Raw genomic sequence first — 26,619 nt, 5'->3', positions numbered from 1 at the left:
GCCCCCTCTCTCGGGTCCTTCGGGGGTGGCGTGGTTCGCGGACAACACCCCAACACTACCAAAGACAGAGGGGGATACCCCCTCCCCCGCCCCCCGCCCCCCCCCCCCCCGCCGCCGGGATCCGGCGGCGGCGCGGGGGCCGAGGAAGCTGTCCACCGCCCCCGCGCCGAATTTCTGCACGATGCTGTACGCCAGCACGGGCATCAACACCTGCGGATGCGCGGGAAGATGAGTCGCCGCGAGCACCGCGCTCGCGCTGCTGTTGTTCATCCCCGAGGCCAGCGTGATCGCGACCGTGTCGGCCCGGTCACTGCGCAGACCGCGCGCCAGACCCCAGCCGACGGCCAGCGCCGCGAGGCACGCCAGGGCCGCCACACCGACCGACGCGGCGATGAACGCCACCTGCGGGTGCCGCAGTTGACCGCCCAGCGCGCCGCACGCGTTGGCGTACGTCAGCAGCAGTGACGCCAGCAGCGCGGACAGCTTCAGACCGGGAAGCGCGCGGTCGCGCCGCTCCCGCGACGTCATCCGCTGCGCCAACAGCCCGGCCAGGCACGGCGTGACGACCCCGGCCAGCGCGAAGGCGCCGCTGCTGGCACCGGCCATCCGCCCCAGATCGTGGGCGTAGTGGCCGTGCGCGAAGACGGCGGCCATGGAGAGCGTCAGCGGGGTGGTCAACGGGCTGAGCAGCGTGGAGGCGAGCACGATGCCGACCACCAGCGCGTGGTTGCCGCCCGCCCGGCCGCCCCAGACCGTCGCGCCCCCGGCCACCGGCATGGCGCCGACGAGCGCGATCCCGGTCAGCAGCCCGCTGCCGCCGTCGGTGTCGGGCGAGAACCGCAACAGTCCCGCCAGCAAGGGCAGGACGAGCAGCGGCACGGCCGCGTTCACCGCCGTACCGGTCATCAGCGCCCCCGGGCGCCTGGCCAGCGCGGGCAGCCGCCGCACCGGCACCTGAAGGGCCGCCGTGAACAGCACGAACGCCAGCAGCGCCGAGGGCGGCGACAGCGCGGCGGCCGGTACGCCGACCCCGCGCGGCACGCTCCACCGCAGGTGCCGCAGCCACAGACCGGCGGCGGGAGCGACCGTCGCGACGGCGTAGGCCAGGGCCATCAGCCAGGTCAGGGACCGTTGGACGCGCGCGAGGGCGCGGGGGACGAAGGGAGCACGCACGGGCTGTCGTTCCTGTCTGCTGCGATACGGCACGGAGGACCGGTGGACGCCGGTGACCGGCGCGGGCCGCGTATCAGCGCAGACAGGACGGTGGCAGCCGCGTACGTCATCAGGCGGTTTCCGCCGCCCGCCGGTCCTGCTGGGCGTGCTCGTCCAGCGGCGTGTGCGGTGCGGGCCGCTGGTCCTTGCGGGTCCGGGTCAGATAGACGACCAGCGCCAGGATCGTGGACAGGAACAGCGCGCTGGTGCCCACCGTGCCGAGGCCGAGACCGCCGTCCGCGCGCGGCTGCGAGAGGTAGTCGCCCAGGGACGCGCCCAGCGGCCGGGTCAGGATGTACGCCAGCCAGAACGCGAGCACGGCGTTCAGCCGCAGCCGGAAGTGCGCCAGCGCGACCACCGCGATGACCGCGCCGAAGGCGAGCGCGGAGAGCCAGTAGCCGAGGTTCATCCGCTCCGCGACCAGGTCGCCCGCCGCCGTGCCCAGGGCGAAGGTGAACAGGATCGCCGCCCAGTAGAACGCCTCACGGCGCGGGGTGCGGATGCTGTGGATCGACAGCGTCCGCTCGACGGCGAACCAGAGCGCGAAGGTCGCCGCCAGGACGACCGCGAAGACCGCGGTCGTGGTGGTCAGCGCCACCCCGAGGTTGTCGGTCAGATTGTCCGTGACCAAGGTGCCCACCACGCTGATCAGCACCACCGCGAGCCAGTACACGCCCGGCACGTACCGCCGTACCCGGAACTGCGCCACCAGGGCCGCCACCAGCAGCACCGACATCACGTACGTCGTGTTCGTCAGGCCCATGTGGAGATTGGTGTTGAGATAGTCCGCCGCGGTCTCGCCGACCGTGGTGCACAAGACCTTGATCAGCCAGAAGTAGACGGTGACTTCCGGCACCTTGTTGAGCATCGTGCGCACCCCGGGCGCCGGGCCCGAGCGTTCCATGGTCGTTGTCATGCCGCGCAGGCTGGCACGCGGCGCCTGAACACAACCTGAGCGCCGCCCCGCCTCCGGCCGCCCGGCCCTTCCCCGACGTGCCCGGTCGCCGATACTGGGCGTCATGACCGCCCACTGCGTCCTGATCGTCGAGGACGACCACGGACTGCGCGACGTCCTCGCCCGCGGCCTGCGCGAAGAGGACTTCGAAGTGCTGACCGCCGCCGACGGCGCGAGCGCGCTGCGTACGGTCGGCCCGCGCGTGGACGCGGTCGTCCTCGACGTCGGCCTGCCCGACTCCGACGGGCGGGACGTCTGCCAGGCCATGCGCGCCGTCGGCATCGAGGCCGCCGTGCTCTTCCTCACCGCGCACGACGCCCTGCACGACCGGCTGTCGGGCTTCTCCTCCGGCGGCGACGACTATCTCGCCAAGCCCTTCCACCTGGCCGAGCTGACCGCCCGCCTGCACGCGGCGCTCCGCCGCGGCAACCGCGTGGCGGCCCGCGAGGTCGAGGGACTGCGCCTGGACCCCGTCACGCACGCGCTGTCCGCGGACGGCGGCGCGGCCGTACCCCTGACCCCCACCGAATTCCGCATCCTGGCCTGCCTGATGGCCGCGCCCGGCGCCGCCGTACGACGGCACAGCCTGGTACGGGCGGCGTGGCCGCACGGCGCCCAGGTCAGTGACAACACCCTCGACCAGTACGTGTCGCGGCTGCGCCGCAAGCTCCGCGAGACGGGCAGCACGCGCGGCATCGACACCGTGCGCGGCATCGGATACCGGTTCGCGTGAGGCCGCCCGCGCGCGTGCGACGTCCGGGCCGGGCGGAACGCCCGAGCCGCGCCGGGCAGCAGCCGCGCGCGGGGCGGGCGCGCCGCCGAGGTCCGTCCGGCACGCTGCCCGCGACCCTGCGCGGCCGACTGGCGCTGCTCGCCCTCGTCACCACCGTGCTGTGGGTGGCGCTGCTCACCGCCGCGTTCAACGTCGCGCTGCACGAGATACTGCGCCGCCAGGCCGACGACCTGCTGCGCACCCGCGCCGCAGCCGTCGCCGCGACCGTCGACATCCGCGCCGACGGGACCATCGCCGTCCGGGAACCGGGCGACGACGGCGCGCTCGACAGCGGCATCTGGATCTACCGCGGCGCCCACGTCGTCGAACGCCCCGCCGCTCCCGAACCGCTCCAGCGCCGCGCGGACGCCCTCGCGGGCAAGGGGACCCGATTCGCCGACACCTCCACCCCGCGCTCGACCCGGCTGTACGCGATGCCGCTGAGCAGCGGGGGAGTTCAGGTCGCCACCGTCGTGGCCGCCGCGAGCCTGGAGCCGTATCTGCTCACCGCCCGTTCGGCGCTGGCCGGTTCGCTCGGCCTCGCCCTGCTGCTGGTCGGCGGCGTCTACCTGGTCACCCGCATGGTGATCGGCCGCGCCCTGCGCCCGGTCAGCACCATGAGCGACCAGGCGTCCCGCTGGAGCCGGTACGGCGCGGCGCAGCGCTTCGGCGCGCGGGAGGCCAGGCCCGCGGAACTGGCCGCGCTGGCCGCCAATCTGGACCAGCTCCTCGACCGCCAGGCGGCCGTCCTGCGGCACGAACAGCAGCTCACCGCCGAGCTCTCCCACGAACTGCGCAATCCGCTGGCCCGGATCACCGCGGAGACGGACTGGCTCACCGCCCGCCCCCGCACCGCGGACCAGTCCCGCTCCTCCCACCAGGCCATCGCCGCCGCGGCCACACAGATGGCGCAGATCTGCCGGACGCTGCTCAGCGAGGCCCGGCAGCCGTCCGCGGCGGCGGCGGGCCGCTGCGCCGCCCTCGACGTCGCCCGCGCGGTCGCCGACCGCAGCCGAGCCGAACACCCCGAGGCGCCCCCGGTCACGGCGTCCGGCGAGCCGGTGGACGTCGGCGTCACTCCCGAACTCCTCGAACGCGTCCTCGCCCCGCTGCTCGACAACGCCCGCCGCTACGCCGCCCGCGCGATCGCCCTCGAATGCGTCCGACTCCACGACGGCGCGCGGGTGTTCGTCGCCGACGACGGTCCCGGCGTCCCCGCCGAACACGCCGAGGCCGTCTTCGAGGCGGGCCGCCGCTTCGGCTCGGAGACGGACGCCCACGACGGCGCCGGGCTCGGCCTCCCCCTGGCCCGCCGCCTCGCCCGCGCGGCAGGCGGCGACATCACCCTGATCCCCGCACCGCGCGGAGCCCGCTTCCAGGTGACACTCCCGCCGGGCTAGGGTCCGTTCCGCGGATCACGAACGGCCCCTCGGCCCCGGCCCCTTCGGCCCTGGCACGCACGCCCGTGCCCGGCGTCGTCAGGACCGGCGGCCGTGCGGGCGCCGCGCCGGGCGGGTGCCGGGAGCGGCGCCGGTGGCCTGCCCCGAGGCGTGATCGCGCAGCAACCTCTCCAGCAACCTCTCGTCCTCCGCGGGCAGTTCGGAGACGAAGCGGGCCAGGACGGCCGCGCGGTCGCCGCCGGCTTCCAGCAGGTCGCGCATGCCGGCCGCCGCGTGGCCCGCCTCGTCGCGCACGGGGGAGTAGAGGTAGCCGCGTCCGGCGCGCTCGCGGGTGACCAGGCCCTTGTCGTGGAGGCGGGTGAGGATCGTCAGGACGGTGGTGTAGGCGGGTTCACCCGCGACCTGTTCGCGTACGGCGCCCGCCCCGGCCGGCTCGCCGACGGCCCACAGCGCCGCGAGGACTTCGCTCTCCAGCTCGCCCGGCGCGCGTCGCCCGGCGGCCGGGCCTTCCTGCTCGGCCACGCTTCCCGCTCCTTCGTAGGAATCCTCACGGTACTACGGCACGACCTGGCCGCCCCGGCCCCGGCCGCCCGACCAACCGGCCACCGCGAGACCCCCGTGATCGCGCAACGGGCCGACCGTCAGGCCGCGTTCCTGACAGAAGTCGAGAAGGCGGGGGAGCGCCCCGAGCGTGTTGCGCCACGACCCGGTGGCCGAGGCGCAGTCGGAGTCGTGGAGCAGGACGGTGCCGCCGCCGCGCAGGTCGCGGGTGACGGTGTCGAGGACGGTCCGCGGCGTCGCGCGCCCGCGCCAGTCCTCGCCCCAGGCGGTCCACAGCACCGGCGTGAGTCCGAGGCGGCGGCAGGCCAGATGCGTACCGGCGGTCATGACGCCGTACGGCGGCCGGTAGAGCGTCGGCGCGCCGCCGGTGAGGCCGCCGACGAGGTCGCGGGCGCGGGCCAGGTCCTCGTACGTGGTCCAGGGGCCGCGCAGCAGCGCGGGCCGGTGGGTCCAGCCGTGGATCGCGACCTCGTGGCCCGCCTCGTACATCTCCGTGACGAGGCCGGGGGAGCGGACGGCCATCGAGCCGAGCAGGAAGAAGGTGGCCCGCACGCGGCGGGTGTCGAGCAGTCGCAGGAAGTGCGGGGTGGACAGGTGGTCGGGGCCGTCGTCGAAGGTGAGCGCCACGCTGTCGGGCCGTCCGCGTCCCGACAGCCGCGGCATGAGCCGGTTGCGCAGCGGGCCGAAGGTCGACAGCGCGGGCCCGGCGTAGGCGGCAGCGAGCGCGGACGCGGCCACCGCACCCGTGCGCAGGACGGTACGGGCGACGATCCGCCGGTCGGAATGAGGAGTCACGGTGATCGGCCTCCTTGCGGGCGTGGGCAGCGGGAGCCGGGCATGCCGGACCCGCGCCCCGCGGTGACCTCGGCGGACGGCCCCGGCCGGGGGCTGCCCGCGAATCTACTACACGTTGTAGAAGGTGGACGAGGTGCCCGTCGATCGGAGGGCGCACGGGGCGAGCGGCGGCGGTCTCCCGAATCCATGGACGGGCAACATTGGATCTTGCGAGAGAAAGTAGAGATTGAGCAAAGATAAGTTCGTATATTGCGCTGCCGTGTCCACGACATTACGGTTCCCCTTGCGCCGTCACCCCCCCACCCGCCGACCGCTTCAGCGCAACGCCCCAGCCGCCATCCCCTTCACCGCCACCGCGACGGGCCGTGTCCCAGGCCCGCTCCGGCGTCGGCGGCCCAGCTCCGCGTCACCTCGCTTCCCCATGCCCTCGTACGGCTGTCCGCACGGCGCAGGTCCGGCATTCCGTGTCGAAAAGGAGCAGACGTTGTTCCAGCCCATCAGATCCCTGAGGCGCACCATCGCCGTGGGAGGCACCACCGCGCTGATCGCCGCCGCGGGCGTCATCGCCCTCGCGGCCCCACCGGCATCGGCCGCCGCAGCCACCGGCGGCAGCGGCGCGAGCCTTCCCTACGTCGAGGTGCAGGCGGAGAACTCCGCCACCAACGGCACGGCCATCGGCCCGAGTTTCGCCGCGGGACAGCTCGCCGACGAGGCGTCGTACCGCAAGGCGGTGACCCTCTCGGGCAGCGGCAAGTACGTCACCTTCACCACCCCGGTCGCCACCAACTCGATCGACTTCCGCTACAGCATCCCCGACGGCTCGGGCGGCTCGGTCTACACCGCCCCGCTGTCGTTCGCGATCAACGGCGCCGCACAGCCCGACTTCACCCTCACCAACGCCTATAGCTGGTACTACGGCAGCTACCCGTTCACCAACACACCGGGCAGCAACCCGCACCACTTCTACGACGAGGTCCACCGGCTGCTCCCGCAGACCTATCCGGCCGGCACCACCTTCACCCTCCAGACCAGCGGCTCCAGCGCCGCCACCACCATCGACTTCGCCGACTTCGAGCAGGTCGGCGCCGCCCTCCCGCAGCCGTCCGGCTCGGTCTCGGTGACCAGCCAGGGCGCCGACGCGACCGGCGCCGCCGACAGCACGGCCGCCTTCAACGCGGCGATCAACGCGGCGGGCCCCGGCGGCACGGTGTGGATCCCGCCGGGCACCTTCAAGATCCCCCGGCACATCACGGTCAACAACGTCACCGTCACCGGCGCGGGCATGTGGTACTCGACGGTGACCGGCGCGGCGCCCGGCTTCTACGGGCTCGGCGAGCCCGACAGTTGCGGAGTCGGCGGCAATCGCGGGGTGAGCAGCAACGTCCACCTCTCCAACTTCGCGATCTTCGGCCAGGTCGGCGAGCGCAACGACTGCGACCAGGTCAACGGCATCGGCGGCGCGATGAGCAACTCCACCGTCTCCAGCCTCTGGATTGACCACCTGAAGGTCGGCGCCTGGATGGACGGGCCGATGGACAAGCTGACCCTCAGCGGTCTGCGGATCCGTGACACCACCGCCGACGGCGTCAACTTCCACGGCGGAGTGACCAATTCGACCGTCACCAACAGCGAGATCCGCAACACCGGCGACGACGGCATCGCCACCTGGGCCGACGCCGCGCTCGGCGCCGACGCCAACGACACCATCTCCAACAACACCGTGGAGACCCAGATCCTGGCCAACGCCATCGCGATCTACGGAGGCCACGACAACACCGTCAGCGGCAACCTCGTACGGGACACCGGACTCGCCCAGGGCGGCGGCATCCACGTCGGCCAGCGCTTCACCTCCACCCCGGTCGGCACCACCACGATCTCCAACAACACCCTGGTCAGGGCGGGCAGTCTCGACCCGAACTGGCAGTTCGGCGTCGGCGCGCTGTGGTTCGACGGCAGCCAGGGCGCCATCACCGGCCCGATCAACGTGACCAACGCGCTGATCCAGCAGAGCCCCTACGAGGCGGTGCAGTGGGTCGAGGGCACCGTCAGCGGGGTCAGCCTCAACAACGTGACCATCGCGGGCGCCGGCACCTTCGCCCTCCAGGAACAGACCGGCGGCGCCGCGAAGTTCACCAACGTCACGGCCACCGGCATCGGCGCCAGCTCACCGATCTATAGCTGCGAGGGCAACAACTTCACCGTCACCGACGGCGGCGGCAACTCCGGCATCAGCGGCACCCCGTTCTGCGGCGGCTTCCCCACCCCCGTCTTCCCGCCCTACCCGGCGGAAGGCGTGACCGCCAGCCCGAGCGCGCTCAACTTCGGCTCGGTCGCCACCGGTTCGACCAGCGCCGCCCAGACCGCGACGGTCACCAACCCGACCGGCTCGGCCGCCTCCGTCTCCGCCATCACCACCAGCGGTGACTTCTCGCAGACCAACACCTGCGGCACCTCCATCCCGGCCAACGGCTCCTGCACCGTCAGCGTGAAATTCGCGCCGACGGCGACCGGCGCGCGTGCCGGGACGCTGACCGTCGGCGCGGGCGGCAACACCAGCACCGTCGCCCTGTCCGGCACCGGCACCGCGCCCGGCCCGATCCTGGGCACCAACCCGGCGAGCCTGTCCTTCGGCGGCACGGTCGTCGGCGCGACGGCCGCCCCGCAGACCGTCACCGTCACCAACTCCGGCACCACCACGGCCACCGTCTCGGCCGTCGCGGCGACCGGCGACTTCACCCAGACCAACAACTGCTCGTCGCTCGCGGTCGGTTCGTCCTGCGCGGTGACCGTCACCTTCAAGCCGACGGCCGGCGGCACCCGTAACGGCACGCTGACACTGACCAGCAACGCCAACAACAGCCCGACCACGGTCGCGCTCAGCGGCGCCGGAATCGACAGCAGCACCGACATCGCCGCAGGCCGCCCGGCCACGGCGAGTTCCGCCAACGGCACCTTCGTCGCGGGCAATGTCACCGACGCGGACGCGTCCACGTACTGGGAGAGCGCCAACGGCGCCTTCCCGCAGTGGGTCCAGGTCGACCTCGGGCAGAACTACGCGGTCGGCAAGGTGACCTTGCGGCTCCCGCCGTCCACGGCGTGGGCCACCCGTACCGAGACCCTGTCCGTACAGGGCTCCACGGACGGCACCTCGTTCAGCACCCTGTCGCCCTCCGCCGCGCAGACCTTCGACCCGAGCGCCAACAACAACACGGTGACCCTCACCTTCCCCGCGGCCACCGCCCGCTACGTACGGATCAACGTCACCGCCAACTCGGGCTGGAGCGCCGCCCAGTTGTCCGGCCTCCAGGTCTACCCGAGCGGCGGCACCAACCCGTCGTCCGCGACCTTGTCCGTCACTCCGACCTCGCTCACCTTCGCCTCCCAGGCGCCCGGCACCACCAGCGGCGCGCAGAGCGTGACGGTGACCAACACCGGTACGGCCGCCGCGTCGATCAGCTCGGTCACCGCCTCCGGGGACTTCTCGCAGACCAACACCTGCGGCACGTCGCTCGCGGCCAACGCCAGTTGCTCGGTCGCGGTGAAGTTCACCCCCACCGCCTCCGGCACCCGCACCGGCACCCTGACGATCAGCGGGAACGCCTCCAACAGCCCCACCACCGTGGCGCTGACCGGCACCGGCAGCGGCACGGTGAGCACCAACCTGGCGGCGGGCAAGGCCACCAGCGAGTCCAGCCACTCCGACGTCTACGGGTCCTCCAACGTCACCGACGGCAGCCAGAACAGCTACTGGGAGAGTGCCAACAACGCCTTCCCGCAGTGGGTCCAGGTCGACCTCGGCTCCGCGCAGAGCGCGAGCAAGGTCGTCCTCCAGCTCCCCGCGGGCTGGGGCGCCCGCAACCAGACGCTGTCCCTGTCGGGCAGCACCGACGGCAGCACCTTCACCACCCTCAAGTCGTCGGCCTCCTACTCCTTCGACCCCGCCTCCAACAACACGGTCACCCTCACCTTCACCGCGGCCACCGCGCGGTACTTCCGGGTGACGGTCACCGCCAACTCCGGCTGGCCCGCCGGGCAGATCTCCGAATTCCAGGTCTGGAACACCTGACCCGGACTGACCTCCTCCGACCCGACCCGACCCGACCCGCCCGGACCCGACTCGACCTCCTCCGACCCGGCCCGACCGGGCCGGCGTCCCTGAGCACAACCGGCCCGGCCCCTCGCGTGCGATACGCGAGGGGCCGGTGGCGCTCCGGGGACGGCGACCAAGCGCGGACGGCCGGACGGAGGGGGAGCATTTTATGCCCAGTGCGGTCATGTACCGCTGGAAATTGCCAGAAGTCCTTCGCGCGAGTGCCACCGTGCGTAACGTGACGGTCACTGCCGATCCGTCGGCGGGCCAACAGCGGCCTCACGCAGGGGAGTCGGGTGTCCGGGATAGACGAGTGCCTGCGCGAGGCCATGACGCTGCCGGGAGCCCGGGGCGCCGCTCTCGTGGAGTGGATCAGCGGGCTCTCCCTCGGACAGGTCGGAGACGCGCCGGGCGGTGACCCCGAGACGGCGGCGGCCGAGACCGCGGAATTCGCGCGCATGGCCGTGGAGCACTCGGCGTTCGAACCGGCGGAACCCCTCGGCTCACCGCGCGGCGGGACCACGGGACCCGCCGCACCCGCCGCGCCCGCCGCTCCCTCAGGACCCGCAGACACCGCCAAGGGGCTGCCGGTCGAGGACGTCATCGTCGTCACCCGCACCGGCTACCACCTGCTGCGCTTCGTCGAAGCACCTTTCGACGGCGGGGTGTTCCTGCACCTGTGGCTCGACCGCGAGCACGCCAACCTCGCCCTCGCCATGATGCGCGTACGCGACCTCGCCGAACGGCTGGTGCTGGCATGACCGGGCCGCTGTCACCGATGCTGCTGCGCCTGGCCGAGGAGGGCGCGACCGGCGCGCTGCTCCGGGACAGCGGGGCGCTCTACCTCGCGGACGGCGTCGTGGTGCACGCCGAGAGCCCGGCCACCCCCGGCATCGACGTCCTGCTGACCGCCGGCGGCCGACTTCCCGTCGAGGTGTGGCAGGAGGCGGTGGACGCCGCCGGAGCCCGCTGCCGGACCGCCCGCCACCTCCTGGAGCACCGCAGGATCTCCGCCGCGGAACTGGAGATCAGCCACCTCGGCGCGCTCTACGACGCCGCCTTCTTCGTCCTCGCCGCGGGCAGCGGCCCCACGCGCTTCCGGCACGGTGTCGTCCACTGGTTCGGCCCCGTGCGCCCGGTGCGGGTGGCCGAGGTGGAGCGCGAGACCCGCCGCCGCCGCGGACTCCTCGACGCCCTGTGGCCGTATCCGCAGCTCGACACCGCCCCCGTCGTCCGCCGCAGGGCCGCGTGCCTGCCGCCCGTACCGCGTCGGCAGCGGGCCCTGCTGGACCTCGTGGACGGGGTACGCACCCCGTCCGCCATCGCCACCGTGCTCGGCAGGCCCACCTTCCACGCGCTGGTCGACGTACGGCGGCTGGCCGCCGCCGGGCACTGCGAGACCCCGCGGCGCGCGGCACCGCCACCAGGGCAGGGGCGGCCACCGGGACGGGCACAGGAAGCCGCATCCGCACCGGCCACCGCGGACCGCGCCGGGTACCTGCCGGGACCTCCCGACGTCGGCACGCTCCGCAGGGTCCTCGACGCCTTGGAGGCACGACCGTGAAGCGCACTCCCGCCCGCAGGACCGGGACCGCACAGATATGAGGCGCGTCGTGCGACAACGCGCCGACAAGAAGGTCGGAAGGAGAGAGGAGAGAAGGAATCTGATGGCGCAGGAGGCCGAGATACGCGAGGAACTGCGGCGGCTGCGGGCCCGGCTGCCGTACGCCACGGGCGCGCTCGCCGCGGGCGTCGACGGCATGGTGCTCGCCCAGGAGGCGGACACCGTGGAGGCCGAGGGAGTGGCGGCCCTCACCGCCGCGGCGCTGGGTGTCGGCCTGCGGCTGACCGACACCGCGTCCCACGGCCCCTTCCGGGAACTGCTGGTCCGCGGCGAGCAGGGATACGTCGCCATCTACGCCGCGGGCACCGCCTGCGTGCTCACCGTCCTGGCCGGACCGCAGGTCAACGTGGGCCGGCTGCACATGGAGGCCCGCCGCTCCGGCGCGCACATCGCGCACCTGGTCGACGGCGACCCCGAGCCACGGGAGGACGCCCCCACGCCATGACCACCCGACCCACCCGGACCAGCGGCGCCCGCCACCGCGCGCCCACCGCCCCCGACGCGGCAACGGCATCGACCGTATCCACCCCATCCACCCCATCGACCGCATCCACCGCGTCCACCGCATCCACGTCAGCACCGCACATGAACCGACCGGAAGGAAGCCCAGCCATCATGGCCAACACCGAAACCGCCCTCAAGGACGCGATGACCTCGATCGACGGCGTCATAGGCGTCGCACTCGTCGACTACACCAGCGGAATGGCGCTGGGCACCCTCGGCGGGGGCAAGGAACTCGACCTCAACGTCGCGGCGGCCGGCAACACCGACGTCGTCCGTGCCAAGGCGCGCACCATGGAACTGCTCGGCCTCAAGGACGAGATCGAGGACATCCTCATCACCCTGGGCTCGCAGTACCACCTGATCCGGCTGCTCAAGGGCCGGGGCAAGAACGGCCTCTTCCTGTACCTGGCGCTGGACAAGTCGCGCGCCAACCTGGCGATGGCCCGGCACCAGTTGAAGCGGATCGAGAACGACCTGGAGCTGTGACCGGGCCGTCGCGCCCGTACGCCGTCGGCCGTGCCCACCGGGCCGCCTGGAGACGGCCGTCCTGCCGGGCGGCCGTCTCCGCGCGTCATCCGTTCACGGCCCGCTCACCACCTGCCCGTTCCCCGAGCGCGCCGCCCGTCCGAGGCCCGCGTCCGGCCCAGAAGGAGAAGCCGAAAAAAAGATGGGTGTGAAGCGACTGGGGTGGGGCAGAAGCCCTGACGGTTGTGCCGGACAACCGGACAGGGGCAAGAACATGCGTTCCAGCGCGATGGCCGTGAACGGCCCGCATCAGCAGGCCGGGCAGGACATCTGGGCGGGAGCCGCGTACGACGGCGAGACCGGATCGATCGCGGCGGCCCGCGCCTTCACCGCCGACTTCCTGGCCGGTGTGACGGGCGGGCGCGCCCAGCCGATCCCCGCGGTCGTCGTCGCCGACGCGCAACTCGTGGTGAGCGAGCTGGTGACCAACGCGTGCAAATTCGCGCCGGGTCCCTGCGCGCTGAACCTGGAGATCCAGGGCACGGATCTGGTGATCACCGTGTGGGACACCGACTCGTCGATGCCGCTCGCGCGCGCGGCGGAGCCCGGCAGGATCGGCCAGCACGGCCTGGAGATCATCCTCGCGGTCTGCGAGGGCTTCGACGTCCGGCGCGAGCCGGTGGGCAAGCGGATCAAGGTGCGCGTCGCCCTCGGAGCGTGAGCGCCTGACCCGGTCAGGGGGCGTGGGCTGACGCGTTACGCGCCGCCCGCGCTTCTGCACGCTCCTGTTCGCGAGCCGCGCGGTGATCTTCACTGGGTACAGAGCGAGCTGCCCGCCTGAACTCTCGGCCGGATCTCGCCGAGCCACCAGGAGCACCGTGACCACCGGCCAGGACGCGGCTCAGCCGCCCCCTCAGCAACCGACCCCTCATGACCCGCCGCAGGCCCCGCCCCACGGTCCGCCGCCGCCCCGGCGCCCCCGGCGCGTGGTCTTCGACGCGCCCTTCACCGACCGCACGGCCTGGGCGGCGGGCCGCACCTCCGCCTACCCGGAGAGCGGCCGCAATCCCGGCGACAACAAACTCGACCAGATCGGCCCCGCCTACGCCCCCACCGCCGGGGGTGTCTTCCGCGCCCGGCGGGCGGCGGGCGGCGTCTGGCACACCGACCTGGTGTCGACCGAGTACGCCCCCGGCGGCTTCGAGCTGCTGCCGGGCGACGAACTCACCGCCACGTGCGTGGTGCACGCCCCGCAGGGCGCCTGGCCCGCGATCTGGACCTGGGGCCGCGACAGCGACGCGGGCCGCCCCCAGCCGGGCCACGGCGAGATCGACCTCTTCGAGTACCACCCCACCAACCCGCGGCTGCTCGAACTGTCCAACCACGTACGCCCCGGCGGGTTCGAGGCGGCCGACGTGATCGCGCCGGGCCGCCCCTTCGCACTCCGGGTCCGCTTCGACGCCGACGACGTCTGCTGGTCCATCGACGACGAGGTCGTCTTCCGCGACGGCCACGGCGTCGGCCCCGCCTGGCGCGCCTGGCCGGTGGTGAACATCAGCGTGTCCGCGGGCGCGTACGGGCACACCCCGCCCGACGCGCGCACGAGCCTGCTGCACTGGGAGTGCGCCGGACTCACCGTCACTCGCTGATCCGGACCCGGTGGCTCACGCCGTCGCCCGCAGTGCCTCCTCCGCCGTCGAGTACACCTTGAGGACGCGGTCCACGCCGACGATACGGAGCAGCCGCGCCAACTGCGGCGGCACGGCGGCGACTCGCAGGTCACCGTGCTGGTGGATGCTCAGCAGCAGATTGAGGAAGCTGGAATCGGCGAAGGTGATCCCGCTGGCGTCGAGCACCAGCACCCGGCCGGCCTCGGCCGCCTCGGTCAGCTCCTGCCGCAACGGCCCCAGCGTGTCCGCGTCGAGGTCGCCGTGCGGGGTGACAATGCGCGGGAGGTCGCCGACGACCGGGTCCCTATGCGCGTCGTGGTGTGTCGACATATGACAAGTATGTCCAGCGTCACGGGGGAGAGGAAAGAGCGGATCAGGGCGAACCCGAGTGCGCCCCCGTCGACGCGCGCCGGTGGAGCCCGATCCCAGGTCAGAAACTGATCGCAAGCGGTCGGAACCAGTCGCAAACCGATGGGCCCGCGGCGGCGGACCGTCCGCTAGGCGGAGCGGGCGTGGATCCCCATGCCGCCGGAGACGATCAGATTGTCGCCCGTGATGTAACCGGCGGCGTCGGAGGCGAGGAAGGCGACCGCCTCGGCGACATCGGCGGGAGCTCCGACGCGGCCGAGAGGAACGTCCTCGCCCCACGCGGCGACCGTCTCCCGGCCGATGCCCAGCTTGCCGTACGCGGGAGTGTCGATCAGGCCGGGGCTCACCGCGTTGACCCGGATACGGCGCGGGGCCAGTTCGATGGCGAGCGAGCGCATCAGAGGCAGCAGCGCTCCCTTGGCGGCGGTCATGGCCGCGCCGAGCCCCTCGCCCGCGCCGATGGTGAACACCACGGACGCGCCCTCGTTCAGCAGTGGGAGCGCCTTTCGCAGGGTGAAGAAGTTCCCCTTGACGTTGATGTCGAACAGGGCGTCGAAGGCGGCCTCGTCGGTGGACTCGATCGGTCCGGGCCGGGAGATGCCCGCGTTGAGATGGAGCAGGTCGAGGGAGCCCAGGTGCCCGCGCGCCCGCTCCACCGCCTGGTCGATGTCGGTGAGCGAACCGGCGTCGGCCCGGACGGCGACCACGTCGTGCGGCAGGCCGGAGCTGTCGACGCTGCCGAGGCCGGTGACCATGACGCGGTAGCCGCGCGCGTGGAGCAGTTCCGCGGTGGCCTTGCCGATCCCGCTGGTGCCGCCGGTGACGAGTGCTGTCTTCGCTGCCACGGTCGCTCTCCTTGTCGACGCGTGGGGCGCGTGGACGGCCCCACTGATTGTCACCGTACGCCCGCGTGGCAGCGACTGCCAAATGTCGCGTGAATGCCACGATGGCAGGCCGCGCTAAGGTGATGTCATGACGCAGGGAACAACGGGCGACGGGCCGGCCGCGCCCACACTGTGGGACCGGACGCGGCAGCTCGCGGCCCGGGAGATCCTCGACACCGCCCTGCGGCTGTTCACACGGCAGGGGTACGACGAGACGACCATCGCGCAGATCGCCCGCGAGGCCGGTGTCTCGCAGCGCACCCTCTTCCGCTACTTCGGCACCAAGGAAGACCTCATCGGCGGCAGCCAGGAGCAGTTCGTCACCCTCCTGACGGAGACCGTCCGCGAGCAGCCCGCCGACGCCGACGCCTGGCAGACCCTGCGCGCCGCCCTCAAGGCCGCGCTCTCCGTCCACACCGGTCCCGAACAGGCCCTGGAGCGCTTCCGGCTGATCCACCGCACCGACTCGCTGCGCGCCGCCTACCTCGGAAAGCGCGTGCGCTGCCAGGAGGAACTGCTCCCGCTCCTCGAAGCCAGGCTGGCAGCCTCGGGCGCCGACCGAGTACAGGTCCGCGCCGTCCTCGCCACGGCCTTCGGCTGCTTCGACGCCGCCACCGCGACCTGGATCGAGGGTGACGGCGAGGGCGACATCCTCGACCTCTACGACCGCGGCCTGGCCGCGGTCCGCGACGTCCGCTGACCGGGTCGCGGGGGTACCGCCGCGACTCCCCGGCGGGGGCTCAGTCGTCGATGCCGGAGCGTTCGATGCCCGCCACGATGTGCCGCTGGAGGAGCAGGAAGACCAGCAGCAGGGGCAGGATCGACACCGCCGCCGCGACGAACAGCTCGTGGATGTTGACCACTTGGGCGGTGGTGAAGGTGGACAGCGCCACCTGCACCGTCCAGGACGACGTGTCCTGGCCGATGACCAGAGGCCACAGGAAGGCGTTCCAGGCGCCGATGAAGACGATCGTGGACACGGCCGCGAAGACCGGCCGGGAGTTGGGCACCACGATCCGCCAGTAGGTGCGCCAGTAGCCGAGTCCGTCGACCTTCGCCGCGTCCTCCAACTCACCGGGAAAGCCCAGGAAGTACTGCCGGAAGATGAAGCAGGCGAACGCCGAGAAGATCGTCGGGATGATCAGGCCGCGCAACGTGGAGATCCAGCCGAGCGAGGACACCAGCACGAAGCTCGGCACGAAGGTGACCGCGGCGGGCACCATCAGCGTGCCGAGGATCGCGTAGAACACCTGGTTGGACCAGCGGTACGGGATACGGGCCAGTCCGTATCCCGCCAGCGACGCCAGCACCACCGTGCCCACCGTCGTGGTGACCGCGATCATGGCCGAGTTGAGCAGCGACCGGGCCATCGGCACCGCGGGGTCGTCGAACAGCTCGCGGATGTTGGACCACTGGAGGTGGGTGGGGAAGAACGTCCACTCGGGCGAGGTGATGTCCTGCTCGGCCGACAGGCCGTTGCGCACCAGCAGGTAGAACGGGATCAGGAACAGCAGCGCGAGTACCACGAGCAGCACCAGGCGCACCGCGCGCCCGAATCTGAGCAGGGCCTGCTCCATGTCAGTCCTCCCTCCTGCCGAGCCCGAACCAGCGGGCCTGGACGACGGTGACCACCGCGATGATCAGCGCGAGGACGACGGCGCCCGCGCTGCCCACGCCCAGGTTCTGCCCCCGCCCGAGCGCGGTGGTGTACAGGTACACCAACGGCGGCCGGGCGTACGGCGGATAGCCGCGGGAGTCGCTGAGCAGGTTGTAGAACTCGTCGAACGCCTGGAAGGCGTTGATGACCAGCAGCAGCGCCACCGCCACCGAGGTGGCCCGCAGTTGGGGCAACGTGATGTGGCGGAAGACCTGCCAGCCGGGCCGCGCGCCGTCCACCGCCGCCGCCTCGTACAACTGCGCCGGGATGCGCTGGAGTCCGGCGAGGAAGAGGATCATGTAGAACCCGGCCTGCAACCACAGCCGTACGGTCACGATCACCAGCCAGTACCACGGCGGGTGGGTGGTGGACAGCCACGCCGTCTGGTCGGCGCCGAACCAGCCCAGGACGGTGTTCGCCAGGCCGAACCGCACACCGTTGAAGATCGACAGCTTCCAGATCAGCGCCGCCACCACATAGGAGCAGGCGGCCGGCAGGAAGAACACCGAACGGAAGAACGCCTGCGCGTACCGGAGCCGGTTCACCATCAGCGCCAGGGCGAGCGAGAGCGCGTAGGTGGCGGGCACGATGAACAGCGCGAACACCCCGAAGGTGCGCAGGCTGTCGGTGAACGCCTGGTCGCCGAGGACGTCCGCGTAGTTGCCCAGGCCCACGAAGCGGTGCGGGGACACCGTGTTGTGCGCGTCGAAGAAGCTCAGATAGACGCTCCACAACAGCGGCACGTACGTGAACAGCGCGAGCCCGGCGGCGAATGGTCCGACGAAGACCCAGAACCACAGAGTGCGGTGTCTCACGACTTCTTCCGGACCCGCTGCAATTCGGAACTGGTCTTGCGCACCACCGACTTGAGCTCCGTGTCGGGGTTCGCGCCGTCCTTGATGATGCGGCTCAGCGCGTCCTGGTACGCGGTCTGGCTGGCCGGTGTCCACAACAGCGGCTGCGAGAAGCCGTGGTCGGTGGCGTACGAGACGGCGTCGGCCGCCGCGCCCTCCCGCAGTTTGGCCGCCTTCTTCGCCAGCGAGATCCGGGCCGGGATGTGGAAGCCGTAGGAGAGCGCGAAGTCCTCCTGGTACTCGGTCCTGTCGATCCACAGCCACTTGATGTACGCCTTGGCCTCGGCTTGGTGCTTGCTGCGGGAGTTGACGGCCGAGCTGTACGCGCCGACCGGCACCGTGGGCTTGCCCGCCGCGCCGTCCTTCGGGAACGGCAGCACCCCGAAGTCGTCCCCCAGGGCCTTCTTGACCGCGGGCAGCGCCCAGAGTCCGGACCACTGGAGCGCGGTGAGCCCCTGGATGAACGCCGAGGGGTCGGACCAGTCGGTCGGCGCGCCCAACAGCAGCGACTTGTCGGCGTAGAGCCGGTGGAACTTGGCCAGAGTGCGGGCGGCGGCCGGGTCGTCGAAGCCGACGGTGCCCTCCGGGGTCACCAGGCTGAGCCCGGCGGCGTAGAGCGGTGTACCGCCGAGCACCCCGGCGCCGCCGTCGTTGCCCAGGAACAGCCCCTTGACCTTCTTGGTGGTCAACTTCGCCGCCGCGTCGACCAGTTCGTCAAGCGTGGTCGGCGGCGCGATGTTCGCGGCAGTGAGCAGGCTCTTGCGGTAGTACAGGAGCTGCATGTCGATGACCTGCGGGACACCCCAGATCCTGTCCCCGTACGTCGTCACCACGGCCGGGTTGAAGTCGGCCTTCACCGGGCCGACCAGGTCGGTGACGTCGACCACTTGACCGCCCTGGATCTGGTCCAGCGTCGGGCCGCCCTCGAAGACGTCCGGTCCCGACGAGGTGAGCAGCGCCGCGGCGGTCTGCTGGTCGTAGTCGCCGGGCCGCCACTGCACCTTGACGTTCGCCGCGGTGTACGCGTCGGCGTACCGGCGCACCGCCTGCTCCGTACCCGCCTCGCCGTACTGGTGGTACCACTGCTGCAAGGTGACCTTGCCGCCCTTGCCGCCCCCGTCGTCCCGGCCGCTGTTCGACCCGCAGGCGGCGGCCAGCGCACCGGTCAGGGCCAGGCTGCCTCCGGTACCGAGCAGTTGTCTGCGGCTGAGCGTCACTGCGTATCCCCCTAGTCAGAGTGGGTCCCGGCGATCTTCGCGCTGGACCATGCACCAACCATGCAGGGGAATTACGACAGCGACATTGCGCCAACGTGGCGGCACCCTGGGTGGCGGCGCGGGCACTCTGCGCGGTCGTCCGCGTGGCGCGTGGGCGTCACCGTCGCACCTTGGAATCGCACCAGGCCGCTTGTCAGTCGGCGGGCGATGGGGGGATGAAGAGTGCCACCGCGGGACCGGCGCGACACCGTTAGCCGGACGTGTCCTGTCGGCAGGACGCGCCGGTGCGCAGGTTCACGGAGGCACCGGCGATGACCGAGTCGAGCCGGTCGCGGGTGTGTGTCAGATCCGCGATGTGCCGGTCGATCTGATCACGCTCGACGGTGAGGCGATCCAGAAGCTCGGGCGTGGCCCGGCCGTCGATGACGCAGGGCGTGAGCGCGGCGATGGTCTTACTGGACAGACCGGCCGCGTACAGCTCCCGGATCAGATTGATCCGGTCGACCGCGGCCTCCGCGTAGTGGCGCTGGCCGCTGTCGCTGCGCTCGGAGACCAGCAGATCCTGCTCCTCGTAATACCGCAGCGCCCTGGTGCGGACGCCCGTGCGACGAGCCAGTTCCCCGATGCGCATGTCCCACTCCACGTCCCTGCGATCCGCGTCACAGCCACTTGCCTTTGACGTCAACGTCAGGTTTTAGCGTAACCAATGCGCCCTTCTCCCGGAGTTTTCTCCCGGAGAGCCCCGCTTCCCGAGCCACCGCACGCCCGCCCGCACGCATGCCCGCCCGCCCGCACCTTCGCACCCCCGCACGCCCGCACCTCCGAAAGAGACACGCATGACCACGTATTCGGCGACCGGCCTCACCGGCCCCGCGCCCACCCCGACCGTCTCGGTCAAGCCGCTCGTCCTGCCCGCCCCGCACCGAGGCGCGGACCTGCGGGTACGGATCTCCGCCCCGGTCACCGGCACCCGCCTGCCGATCGTGCTGTTCGCGCACGGCTTCGGTTCCGACCTGGACGGCTACGCGCCGCTGGTCGACCACTGGGCCGCGCACGGCTTCGTGACCGTCCAGGCCACCCATCTGGACTCCAAGCGCTTCGGCCTCGCCGGGGACGACCCCCGTACGCCCGACCTGTGGCGCTACCGCGTCCAGGACATGAAGCGCGTGCTGGACGAACTCGGAACGCTGGAGGCGTCCGTGCCGGGCCTGGCGGGCCGGACCGACCACGGCCGTGTCGTCGCGGCGGGACACTCCTTCGGCGGTCAGACCGCGGGCATCCTGGTGGGGCTGCGCGTCAAGGACCCGCGGACCGGCCTCGCCGAAGACCTGTCCGACCCGCGGGTCATGGCCAGCGTCCAGCTCGCCACCGCGGGCAAGGGCGGCGCGGAACTCACCCCCTTCGCCCACGAGCACCTTCCCTGGCTCCGTGACCAGGACTTCTCCCACATCACCGCCCCCGGACTCGTCGTCGCGGGCGACCAGGACGACCTCCCCCTCTCGACCCGGGGTCCTGCGTGGACCACCGACCCCTACACGCTCAGCCGAGGCGACAAGAGCCTGCTCACCGTCCGCGGCGGCGAGCACTTCCTCGGCGGCATCTCCGGCTACCGGTCGGCCGAGACCACCGACGAGGACCCCGGCCGCGTCGCTCTCGTCCAGCAGGTCACCCTCGCCTACCTGCGCCACATCACCGGCGACGACCACACCGACTGGGAGACGGCCCGCTCCGTCCTCGCCGCCGCCCACCCCCTGGGACACCTGGAGTCCAAGTGACCCGTAGGCGCCGGGCCGCCTCCGACGATCGCGGCGACGCCGCTGATCCGCTGACGGCCCGCTCCTGTGCGGCGGCATCGCCGAGCCCGCGTGGACGGTGACACGTGCGGACCAGCCCGTCGCGGACCCCGGCGCGACGGCCTCAGCCGAGGACCGGGGGGCGCGGCTGCCGACCGGTGTCGGCGCTGTCCGCGCTCGTGAGGATCGCGCTCGCGATCACGTCGAAGAGGTGGTCGGCGCGGGGGGCGAGGGAGGGCTGGTCGCCGAGCCAGGCGAGCATGGCGACGAGGGCGAACAGGTCGGCGCCGTCGATGTCGTCGCGTGCCACGCCCGCCGCCTGGGCGCGGGTGAGGAGCCGCGCTCCGGCCGCGCGCAGGGTGACGCACGAGGCGTGGAGCGCGGATTCGGTGTCCTCGATGGCGGCGGCCATCAGGACGGTCACACCCCGGTACTCGGTCGTCCAGGCGACGCAGTCGCGCAGCCACGAGACGAGGGCGTCCTCGGGTGACCCCTGTGTCTCCAAGTCGGCCGCCCGCGACGTCAGTTCACCGAAACTCGTGTGGAGCAGGGCTTCGAGCAGGGCCTCCCGGGTGGGGAAGTGCCGGAGCAGTGTCGCCAGGCCCATGCCTGACCTGCGGGCGATGTCGCGCAGCGAGACGTCGACACCGTGCTCGGCGATGACGGCGCCCGCGACGTCGAGCAGGTGGTCGCGGTTCTTCCTGGCGTCGGCGCGCATGGGTCCCTCTTGACTATCCGGATCAGTGGTCCATATATTCGGATCAGTGGTTCGGATAGATGGACCACTGATCCGTTCAGCGTATCCCCCGGTGGGGGCAGGAGACGACGATGCCCACGAAGATGCCGTCAGACACGATGCGGGCGATCCGGCTGCACGAGCACGGCGGCCCCGAGGTGCTGCGTGAGGACCGGGTGCCTATTCCCGAACCGGGACCGGGCGAGGTGCTCGTCCGCGTCCACGCGGTGGGCGTCAATCCTCCGGACTGGTACCTGCGCGGCGGGCTGACCTCGGTGCCGGGGGAGCCGGAGTCGACCGTCAGGCTGCCCGCCGTTCCGGGAACGGACGTGTCGGGTGTCGTCGAAGCCGTCGCTCCGGACGTGGACGACCTCGCCGTGGGCGACGAGGTCTTCGGTCTTCTGCGCTTCCCCGGCTTCCACGGCAGCGCCTACGCCGAGTACGTGGCCGCGCCCGCGTCGGACCTCGCGCGCAAGCCGTCCGGCATCGACCACGTGCACGCCGCCGGGGCGCCCATGGCCGGGCTCACGGCGTGGCAGTTCCTCATCGAGGCAGGACACGACCACCCCTCGCCCTTCCAGGCGGCGCGGCACCGCCCGACGCCGCTCGACGCCGACAGCAAGGTGCTCGTCAACGGCGCCGCGGGCGGCGTGGGGCACTTCGCCGTGCAGTTGGCGAAGTGGAAGGGCGCGCATGTCACCGCCGTGGCGTCCGGCGCGCACGAGGCGTTCCTGCGCGATCTCGGCGCCGACCGGTTCATCGACTACACCAAGAGCCGTCCCGAGGAGCTGGTGCACGACGTCGACCTCGTACTCGACGCCGTCGGCGGCCCCGACAGCAGGCGGTTCCTGCGCACCCTCAAGCGCGGCGGCGCCCAATTCCCCGTGCTTCCCGGGGACTTCGACGCCGAGGAGACCGCGAGGCTGGGCGTCACCGTCTCGACCGCCCAGGTCCGCTCGAACGGCGCGCAACTCGCCGAACTGCGACGCCTGCTCGACGCGGGCACGGTACGCGTCGCCGTCGACAGCACCTTCCCGCTCGCCCGCGCGCGGGCGGCGCATGAACGGGCCGCCCGCGGACACCTCCAGGGCAAGATCGTGCTCACGGTCGAGCAGGTCACGGCGCCGCGTTGAACAGCTTCCAGTTCCCCTCGGAGACGATCTCGACGCCGTCGTCGGTCACCTTGATGGCGGTCTGGTTGTCGATGGCGTACGCCGGGGCCTTGAGCGCGGCGGCCCACCGCTCCGCCTCGGCCATGGTGTTCTCGGGGCAGCCCGGACTGTCGAGATGCGGGAAAAGGGAGAAGTCGACGACTCCCAGGGCGCGGTCGTCACCGGTGGGCGGCTGCCAGGCGACGAAGTGCTCCCCGACGCGGGGAGTCAGCACCATGCTCCCGGCGCTGAGCCCCACATAGACCGTGTCGTGCAGCGAGGGGAACAGGTCGGCCAGGCCGGACTCCCGCATCCAGTGAGACAGGTACAGCGCGTCGCCGCCGTTCACCAGCAGGACGTCCGTCTCCCGGACCCAGGAGACCCACCGCTCCTTGTCGATGCCGGGCAGCGCCGTGAGCTCCAGTACGCCGACCGACTTCCAGCCCAGCCCGGTCATGGGGTGAAGGGACTGTCCGCTGATGAAACGCCACGGCCCGCCCGGATCGCCGTACGGGCCCCCGTACCCGGCGGTGGGAATGCACAGGGCGTTGGCCTCGGCGATCGGTTTGCCCAGGAGATCGAGGAGCGCCGCCAGAATGCTGGCGTTCTTGACACCGGAGTCGGTAAGGAGAAGCTTCATGACGCCCCCGCACTGATCGCTCTGTGAAAGTGAGCGAGCGACGCTAACACACCCGCTGTCGGCAGAGCAGGCGCGCCGAGACCGGCCACCTCACGGCCGGGTCCAGGCGGTGTCGCGCAGCAGCCGGAGCCCGTTGAGGGCGACGACGAGAGTGGAGCCCTCGTGACCCGCGACCCCGAGGGGGAGCGGGAGAGCGGCGGTCAGGTCCCAGACGGCCAGGGCGGCGATGAAGACCGCGGCGATCGTCAGATTCTGGATCACCAGACGGTGGGCGGCGCGCGAGAGCTTCACGACGGCCGGGACGGTGGCCAACTCGTCGCGGATCACCACGGCGTCGGCGGTCTCCAGCGCGAGGTCGGACCCGGCCCTGCCCATGGCGACGCCGGTGTGTGCGGCGGCCAGCGCGGGCGCGTCGCCGACGACCAGCACCTTGCGACCGCGTGCCTCCCACGCGCGTACGGCCGCTGCCTTGTCCTGTGGCAGCAGGCCGGCGCGTACGTCGGTGATGCCGACCTCTGCGGCCAACTGCCGGGCGGCCCGTACGTTGTCGCCGGTCAGCAGGACCGGGGGGAGGTCGGTCATACGGGCGAGGGCGGCGACGGTGGCGGCGGCGTCCGGGCGCAGCCGGTCCGCGATGCCCAGCACTCCCAGCGGCGTACCGTCGCGCAGCACCGCGACGGCCGTACGCCCGGCGGCCTCCACCTCCCGCACTGCCTCGCGCACCCCGTCCCGCAGCCCGCCCTGCGCCGCCTCGCCGGTCCCGAGGGGGAGGAGGCGGCCGGGGGAGCCGACCTGGACCGTGCGGCCGCCGACGGTGGCCGTGACGCCCTGGCCGGGGGCCGAGGTGAAGCCGTCGGCGGCGGACAGCGGAAGGCCGCGCTCGCGGGCCGCGTCCACCACCGCGCGGGCCAGCGGGTGTTCGCTCGGGTGCCCGGCCGACGCGGCGAGCCGGAGCAGGGCGTCCGCTTCGAGGCCGCTGCCGGGCAGCGGCCGGATGTCGGTGACGCGGGGCGTCCCCTCGGTGAGCGTGCCGGTCTTGTCCAGCGCGACGCTGTCGGTCTGCCCGAGGCGCTCCATCACGACGGCCGACTTGACGAGAACCCCGTGCCGGCCGGCGTTGGCCATCGCGGACAGCAGCGGCGGCATCGTGGACCTGCCGGAGGCGGTCGCGGCCGACTGAGGCCGCGCGCGTGCCGTGACGCCGGGCGGTCGGTGAAGGACGGTCCTACGGCCTTACGCGTCGGCCTCCCGGGCCGCCCGCTCCAGGCGGTCACGGTGGTTCTCCCACCAGGCCGCGTCGCCCGGCGGCAGGCTGCCGTTGTTCTCGTTCATGCCCACCGCGCCGTCGGTGAGTTCGCGCAGGATGTCCGCGTGCCCCGCGTGCCGGTGGGTATCGGAGATCACCCGCACCACGGCGTGATGCAACGTCACCTCGTCCCGGCCGTCGGGCCACCACGGCACCCGGCCGGTCGCGTCCAGGGCCAGCGCGTCGATCGTCGCGTCCGCCTGGGCCCACGCCCGGTGGTAGAGGCCCACGATGTACTCGCGTGACTCGTCGGCGGCGGCCCACATGTCCGCGTTCGCCTCGGCCCCCGCGTCGAGCCAGGGCAACGGCTCGCCCGAGGGCCGCCCGAAGGTGTCGCCGAGGTAGCCGAACTCCACACTGGCCACATGCTTCACCAGGCCCAGCAGATTCGTGCCGGTCGGCGTCATCGGGCGGCGCACTTCGTACTCCGAGAGCCCTTCCAGCTTCCACAGCAGGGCGTCGCGCGCGGACTGGAGGTAGAAGCGCAGGTCGGTCTTGGCATCCGTAACGGTCATGCGGCCAGTCTCGCGCCCGCCCGACCACCGGTCACGCCGTTTACGCCGTCGGTGCGGGGCCCGCGCCGGGCGGCGGTTCCGCGACGCCGACGAGGAACCCGGCCCTGGTGCGGACGCTGACCGACCACTTCAGCGCGGTGAGGTCGTCGGTGAGCGTCCGGGCGTCGTGGAACACCTTGACGATGCGGTACCGACCGCCGTCGTCGGTCCTGCGCAGCGCCGCCGGGGTCGCATGGCCGGTGAGGACGTCCTCGTACGTCGCCGCGCCGGGGCCGTCGTCGACGAAGACGGCCCTGCCGCCCGGGGCGAGCGCGGCGGCGACGGTGCTCCAGAACCCGGGCAGCCGGGCGGGCGGGACGTGGGAGAGCCAGAAGGCGAAGAAGACCGTGTCGTAGCGGCGCGGCGGCTGCCACGCGAACACGTCGGCCTCGACGAACCGGACGGTGGAGGACGCGGTACGGGTACGGGCGATGGCCAGCACCTCGGCCGCCGCGTCGACCGCCGTCACCGACCGTGCCCGCGCCGCGAGCCTCGGGGTCCACTGGCCCGTCCCGCAGGCCAACTCCAGCACGTCCCCGGTGATGGGGAGTTCGTCGACCACCTCCAGCAGGTCCCGCAGCTCCTGGTACTGCGCGTAGGTCCGGTCGTACTCGCCCGCCCGCGCCCGGTAGTGGCGCGGCTGCGGTGGACGGCGCTGGGGGACACCACGCGGCGGACGCCCGTGGTGATGCTCCACGGCGGTCCTGGGCTGCCGGACTATCTCGGCGAGGTGGCCGCCATGGTGACGGACCTGGCGCCGGTGTACCGGTACGACCAGCGCGGCACCCGCCACTCGCCGTAGCAGGGCCCACCTGCGGCGAATCGTGCGCGCCGCGGCGGAGGCGTAGGCCGCCGCGCGCGCCGGGTTCAGTACAGCGGCAGGATGAGGGTGATCCGCTTGCCGCGCGGGGTGCCGTCGGGCGCGGGGTCGTGCGGGGTGACGGTCACCCTCAGGGCGAGCTGCTGGATCAGACGCCAGCCGAATCCGCCGCCCACGTAAGGGGCTTCGGTGCCCGGCGGGCGTTCGGTGAGGCGGGGGAGCGCGGGGCTCAGGTCGTCGATGCTCACCTCGACGCCGAGCGGCACGAGGCGGGCCTGGCAGTGGGTGATACCGCCGCCGTGCACGATGGCGTTGGTGGCGAGTTCCGAGGTGGCGAGCACCGCGTCGCCCATGGCTCTGGGATCGCACGGCTCGGGGTCGGCCGCCACGGTCTCCCGCACCAGAGCGCGTACGGCGGCGGCCGTGAAGGGGGCCCGAAGCGCTCGCATACCGGTGGGGGGCGTTTGCGTGGAGCGCTGCCCACCACCCGGCGGCGGCCTGTCAGCGGCCATCTGATCTCCAGGAATTCGACATCGGGTCGCAACGGACGGCGACGGTCCGGGGAGGTCGCCCGCGGTGCGCGGTGACAC

At 72.3% G+C, this 26,619-nt stretch carries 27 protein-coding genes and 1 pseudogene; 12 read left to right on the top strand and 16 right to left on the bottom strand.

Features of this window, described 5'->3' with window-relative positions; translation table 11 throughout:
* Together ACZ4EF_RS33620 and ACZ4EF_RS33615 are read right to left on the bottom strand one after the other, a co-directional pair.
* On the bottom strand, positions 1–1,173 hold a 1,173-nt coding region (locus ACZ4EF_RS33620), incomplete at its 3' end, for a bile acid:sodium symporter family protein (protein WP_467507903.1).
* A gap of 109 nt (positions 1,174–1,282) precedes the next feature.
* Complete coding sequence (locus ACZ4EF_RS33615) at positions 1,283–2,128, bottom strand: COG4705 family protein (RefSeq protein WP_467507901.1); 846 nt, start codon at positions 2,126–2,128, stop codon at positions 1,283–1,285.
* 103 nt (positions 2,129–2,231) lie between these two features.
* Here ACZ4EF_RS33615 and ACZ4EF_RS33610 point away from each other — a divergent pair, with 103 nt between their 5' ends.
* Together ACZ4EF_RS33610 and ACZ4EF_RS33605 are read left to right on the top strand one after the other, a co-directional pair.
* Positions 2,232–2,900: a response regulator transcription factor gene (locus ACZ4EF_RS33610; protein ID WP_391124879.1), complete on the top strand. Its 669-nt coding sequence runs from the start codon at positions 2,232–2,234 to the stop codon at positions 2,898–2,900.
* A gap of 14 nt (positions 2,901–2,914) precedes the next feature.
* Positions 2,915–4,339, top strand: a complete 1,425-nt coding sequence (locus ACZ4EF_RS33605; RefSeq protein WP_467507899.1) for a sensor histidine kinase — start codon at positions 2,915–2,917, stop codon at positions 4,337–4,339.
* A gap of 78 nt (positions 4,340–4,417) precedes the next feature.
* Here the strand turns inward: ACZ4EF_RS33605 and ACZ4EF_RS33600 are convergent, their stop codons facing one another.
* Positions 4,418–4,861 (bottom strand): BlaI/MecI/CopY family transcriptional regulator, encoded by a 444-nt coding sequence (locus ACZ4EF_RS33600; protein WP_467507897.1) that lies wholly within the window; start codon positions 4,859–4,861, stop codon positions 4,418–4,420.
* Positions 4,862–4,894: 33 nt separating this feature from the next.
* Positions 4,895–5,671 carry a polysaccharide deacetylase family protein gene (locus ACZ4EF_RS33595; RefSeq protein ID WP_355335760.1) on the bottom strand — a complete coding sequence of 259 codons (777 nt, stop codon included), beginning with the start codon at positions 5,669–5,671 and terminating at the stop codon, positions 4,895–4,897.
* Between the two features lie 508 nt (positions 5,672–6,179).
* On the opposite strand from ACZ4EF_RS33595, the gene ACZ4EF_RS33590 reads away from it, so the two are divergent.
* From ACZ4EF_RS33590 to ACZ4EF_RS33560, 7 genes are all read left to right on the top strand, one after another.
* Entirely contained in the window at positions 6,180–9,761 is a 3,582-nt protein-coding gene (locus tag ACZ4EF_RS33590; RefSeq protein ID WP_467349953.1) for a choice-of-anchor D domain-containing protein, read from the top strand.
* Positions 9,762–10,114: 353 nt separating this feature from the next.
* Complete coding sequence (locus ACZ4EF_RS33585; protein WP_467350003.1) at positions 10,115–10,546, top strand: hypothetical protein; 432 nt, start codon at positions 10,115–10,117, stop codon at positions 10,544–10,546.
* Positions 10,543–11,349 carry a transcriptional regulator gene (locus ACZ4EF_RS33580; RefSeq protein ID WP_391162630.1) on the top strand — a complete coding sequence of 269 codons (807 nt, stop codon included), beginning with the start codon at positions 10,543–10,545 and terminating at the stop codon, positions 11,347–11,349. Before ACZ4EF_RS33585 ends, ACZ4EF_RS33580 begins: the two co-directional genes overlap by 4 nt.
* Positions 11,350–11,452: 103 nt before the next feature.
* The gene (locus ACZ4EF_RS33575; RefSeq protein WP_467349955.1) at positions 11,453–11,854 is read left to right on the top strand and encodes a roadblock/LC7 domain-containing protein; all 402 of its coding nucleotides are present in this window, start codon (positions 11,453–11,455) and stop codon (positions 11,852–11,854) included.
* Between the two features lie 170 nt (positions 11,855–12,024).
* Complete coding sequence (locus ACZ4EF_RS33570; RefSeq protein WP_355334877.1) at positions 12,025–12,399, top strand: hypothetical protein; 375 nt, start codon at positions 12,025–12,027, stop codon at positions 12,397–12,399.
* Positions 12,400–12,652: 253 nt separating this feature from the next.
* On the top strand, positions 12,653–13,099 hold the full coding sequence (locus ACZ4EF_RS33565) for an ATP-binding protein (RefSeq protein ID WP_355334874.1): 447 nt from the start codon (positions 12,653–12,655) through the stop codon (positions 13,097–13,099).
* A gap of 265 nt (positions 13,100–13,364) precedes the next feature.
* Entirely contained in the window at positions 13,365–14,027 is a 663-nt protein-coding gene (locus tag ACZ4EF_RS33560) for a beta-glucanase (protein WP_391047733.1), read from the top strand.
* Between the two features lie 15 nt (positions 14,028–14,042).
* Here ACZ4EF_RS33560 and ACZ4EF_RS33555 read toward each other — a convergent pair whose 3' ends face one another.
* Both ACZ4EF_RS33555 and ACZ4EF_RS33550 read right to left on the bottom strand, forming a co-directional pair.
* Positions 14,043–14,378, bottom strand: coding sequence for an STAS domain-containing protein (locus tag ACZ4EF_RS33555; RefSeq protein WP_355334871.1), 336 nt, complete (start codon positions 14,376–14,378; stop codon positions 14,043–14,045).
* A 167-nt stretch (positions 14,379–14,545) separates the two neighbouring features.
* On the bottom strand, positions 14,546–15,262 hold the full coding sequence (locus ACZ4EF_RS33550; protein ID WP_401307379.1) for an SDR family oxidoreductase: 717 nt from the start codon (positions 15,260–15,262) through the stop codon (positions 14,546–14,548).
* A gap of 127 nt (positions 15,263–15,389) precedes the next feature.
* Between ACZ4EF_RS33550 and ACZ4EF_RS33545 the strand changes: the two genes are divergently transcribed.
* A complete protein-coding gene (locus tag ACZ4EF_RS33545) occupies positions 15,390–16,001 on the top strand; it encodes a TetR/AcrR family transcriptional regulator (RefSeq protein WP_467349958.1) in 612 nt (203 codons plus the stop codon).
* 40 nt (positions 16,002–16,041) lie between these two features.
* Here the strand turns inward: ACZ4EF_RS33545 and ACZ4EF_RS33540 are convergent, their stop codons facing one another.
* From ACZ4EF_RS33540 to ACZ4EF_RS33525, 4 genes are all read right to left on the bottom strand, one after another.
* Positions 16,042–16,878, bottom strand: a complete 837-nt coding sequence (locus ACZ4EF_RS33540; protein ID WP_401720502.1) for a carbohydrate ABC transporter permease — start codon at positions 16,876–16,878, stop codon at positions 16,042–16,044.
* A gap of 1 nt (position 16,879) precedes the next feature.
* A complete protein-coding gene (locus tag ACZ4EF_RS33535) occupies positions 16,880–17,773 on the bottom strand; it encodes a carbohydrate ABC transporter permease (RefSeq protein ID WP_355334860.1) in 894 nt (297 codons plus the stop codon).
* Positions 17,770–19,029: an ABC transporter substrate-binding protein gene (locus ACZ4EF_RS33530; RefSeq protein ID WP_401720505.1), complete on the bottom strand. Its 1,260-nt coding sequence runs from the start codon at positions 19,027–19,029 to the stop codon at positions 17,770–17,772. Before ACZ4EF_RS33530 ends, ACZ4EF_RS33535 begins: the two co-directional genes overlap by 4 nt.
* Positions 19,030–19,279: 250 nt before the next feature.
* A complete protein-coding gene (locus tag ACZ4EF_RS33525) occupies positions 19,280–19,660 on the bottom strand; it encodes a MerR family transcriptional regulator (RefSeq protein ID WP_467507892.1) in 381 nt (126 codons plus the stop codon).
* A 205-nt stretch (positions 19,661–19,865) separates the two neighbouring features.
* Here ACZ4EF_RS33525 and ACZ4EF_RS33520 point away from each other — a divergent pair, with 205 nt between their 5' ends.
* Entirely contained in the window at positions 19,866–20,804 is a 939-nt protein-coding gene (locus ACZ4EF_RS33520; protein WP_467507890.1) for an alpha/beta hydrolase family protein, read from the top strand.
* Between the two features lie 142 nt (positions 20,805–20,946).
* On the opposite strand, the gene ACZ4EF_RS33515 is transcribed toward ACZ4EF_RS33520, so the two are convergent.
* The gene (locus ACZ4EF_RS33515) at positions 20,947–21,540 is read right to left on the bottom strand and encodes a TetR/AcrR family transcriptional regulator (protein WP_467507888.1); all 594 of its coding nucleotides are present in this window, start codon (positions 21,538–21,540) and stop codon (positions 20,947–20,949) included.
* Positions 21,541–21,662: 122 nt separating this feature from the next.
* On the opposite strand from ACZ4EF_RS33515, the gene ACZ4EF_RS33510 reads away from it, so the two are divergent.
* On the top strand, positions 21,663–22,691 hold the full coding sequence (locus ACZ4EF_RS33510; RefSeq protein WP_467507907.1) for an NADP-dependent oxidoreductase: 1,029 nt from the start codon (positions 21,663–21,665) through the stop codon (positions 22,689–22,691).
* Here the strand turns inward: ACZ4EF_RS33510 and ACZ4EF_RS33505 are convergent.
* The 5 genes and pseudogenes from ACZ4EF_RS33505 to ACZ4EF_RS33485 all read right to left on the bottom strand — a co-directional run bounded on the left by ACZ4EF_RS33505 (position 22,675) and on the right by ACZ4EF_RS33485 (position 26,478).
* Positions 22,675–23,349, bottom strand: coding sequence for a Type 1 glutamine amidotransferase-like domain-containing protein (locus ACZ4EF_RS33505; RefSeq protein ID WP_355334846.1), 675 nt, complete (start codon positions 23,347–23,349; stop codon positions 22,675–22,677). The two genes, ACZ4EF_RS33510 and ACZ4EF_RS33505, sit on opposite strands and share 17 nt — an antisense overlap.
* Positions 23,350–23,439: 90 nt before the next feature.
* A pseudogene (locus ACZ4EF_RS33500) lies at positions 23,440–24,501 on the bottom strand (HAD-IC family P-type ATPase); the annotation flags it as partial.
* Positions 24,502–24,582: 81 nt separating this feature from the next.
* Positions 24,583–25,170: a DinB family protein gene (locus tag ACZ4EF_RS33495; RefSeq protein WP_391162606.1), complete on the bottom strand. Its 588-nt coding sequence runs from the start codon at positions 25,168–25,170 to the stop codon at positions 24,583–24,585.
* 40 nt (positions 25,171–25,210) lie between these two features.
* The gene (locus ACZ4EF_RS33490; RefSeq protein ID WP_467507885.1) at positions 25,211–25,906 is read right to left on the bottom strand and encodes a class I SAM-dependent methyltransferase; all 696 of its coding nucleotides are present in this window, start codon (positions 25,904–25,906) and stop codon (positions 25,211–25,213) included.
* Between the two features lie 170 nt (positions 25,907–26,076).
* Positions 26,077–26,478 (bottom strand): ATP-binding protein, encoded by a 402-nt coding sequence (locus ACZ4EF_RS33485; RefSeq protein ID WP_355334838.1) that lies wholly within the window; start codon positions 26,476–26,478, stop codon positions 26,077–26,079.
* Positions 26,479–26,619 lie beyond the last annotated feature (141 nt).

Source organism: Streptomyces sp. NPDC025721 (assembly GCF_055558595.1).
This window is presented reverse-complemented; position numbering and strand designations above follow the sequence as displayed.

Excerpts from the sequence above, each read along its gene's own strand:
- ACZ4EF_RS33615 (WP_467507901.1), bottom strand. The coding sequence starts at position 2,128 with ATGACAACGACCATGGAACGCTCGGGCCCGGCGCCCGGGGTGCGCACG.
- ACZ4EF_RS33610 (WP_391124879.1), top strand. The coding sequence starts at position 2,232 with ATGACCGCCCACTGCGTCCTGATCGTCGAGGACGACCACGGACTGCGC.
- ACZ4EF_RS33585 (WP_467350003.1), top strand. The coding sequence starts at position 10,115 with ATGACGCTGCCGGGAGCCCGGGGCGCCGCTCTCGTGGAGTGGATCAGC.
- ACZ4EF_RS33580 (WP_391162630.1), top strand. The coding sequence starts at position 10,543 with ATGACCGGGCCGCTGTCACCGATGCTGCTGCGCCTGGCCGAGGAGGGC.
- ACZ4EF_RS33575 (WP_467349955.1), top strand. The coding sequence starts at position 11,453 with ATGGCGCAGGAGGCCGAGATACGCGAGGAACTGCGGCGGCTGCGGGCC.
- ACZ4EF_RS33570 (WP_355334877.1), top strand. The coding sequence starts at position 12,025 with ATGGCCAACACCGAAACCGCCCTCAAGGACGCGATGACCTCGATCGAC.
- ACZ4EF_RS33565 (WP_355334874.1), top strand. The coding sequence starts at position 12,653 with ATGCGTTCCAGCGCGATGGCCGTGAACGGCCCGCATCAGCAGGCCGGG.
- ACZ4EF_RS33555 (WP_355334871.1), bottom strand. The coding sequence starts at position 14,378 with ATGTCGACACACCACGACGCGCATAGGGACCCGGTCGTCGGCGACCTC.
- ACZ4EF_RS33545 (WP_467349958.1), top strand. The coding sequence starts at position 15,390 with ATGACGCAGGGAACAACGGGCGACGGGCCGGCCGCGCCCACACTGTGG.
- ACZ4EF_RS33540 (WP_401720502.1), bottom strand. The coding sequence starts at position 16,878 with ATGGAGCAGGCCCTGCTCAGATTCGGGCGCGCGGTGCGCCTGGTGCTG.
- ACZ4EF_RS33525 (WP_467507892.1), bottom strand. The coding sequence starts at position 19,660 with ATGCGCATCGGGGAACTGGCTCGTCGCACGGGCGTCCGCACCAGGGCG.
- ACZ4EF_RS33520 (WP_467507890.1), top strand. The coding sequence starts at position 19,866 with ATGACCACGTATTCGGCGACCGGCCTCACCGGCCCCGCGCCCACCCCG.
- ACZ4EF_RS33515 (WP_467507888.1), bottom strand. The coding sequence starts at position 21,540 with ATGCGCGCCGACGCCAGGAAGAACCGCGACCACCTGCTCGACGTCGCG.
- ACZ4EF_RS33510 (WP_467507907.1), top strand. The coding sequence starts at position 21,663 with ATGCCGTCAGACACGATGCGGGCGATCCGGCTGCACGAGCACGGCGGC.
- ACZ4EF_RS33505 (WP_355334846.1), bottom strand. The coding sequence starts at position 23,349 with ATGAAGCTTCTCCTTACCGACTCCGGTGTCAAGAACGCCAGCATTCTG.
- ACZ4EF_RS33495 (WP_391162606.1), bottom strand. The coding sequence starts at position 25,170 with ATGACCGTTACGGATGCCAAGACCGACCTGCGCTTCTACCTCCAGTCC.
- ACZ4EF_RS33485 (WP_355334838.1), bottom strand. The coding sequence starts at position 26,478 with ATGCGAGCGCTTCGGGCCCCCTTCACGGCCGCCGCCGTACGCGCTCTG.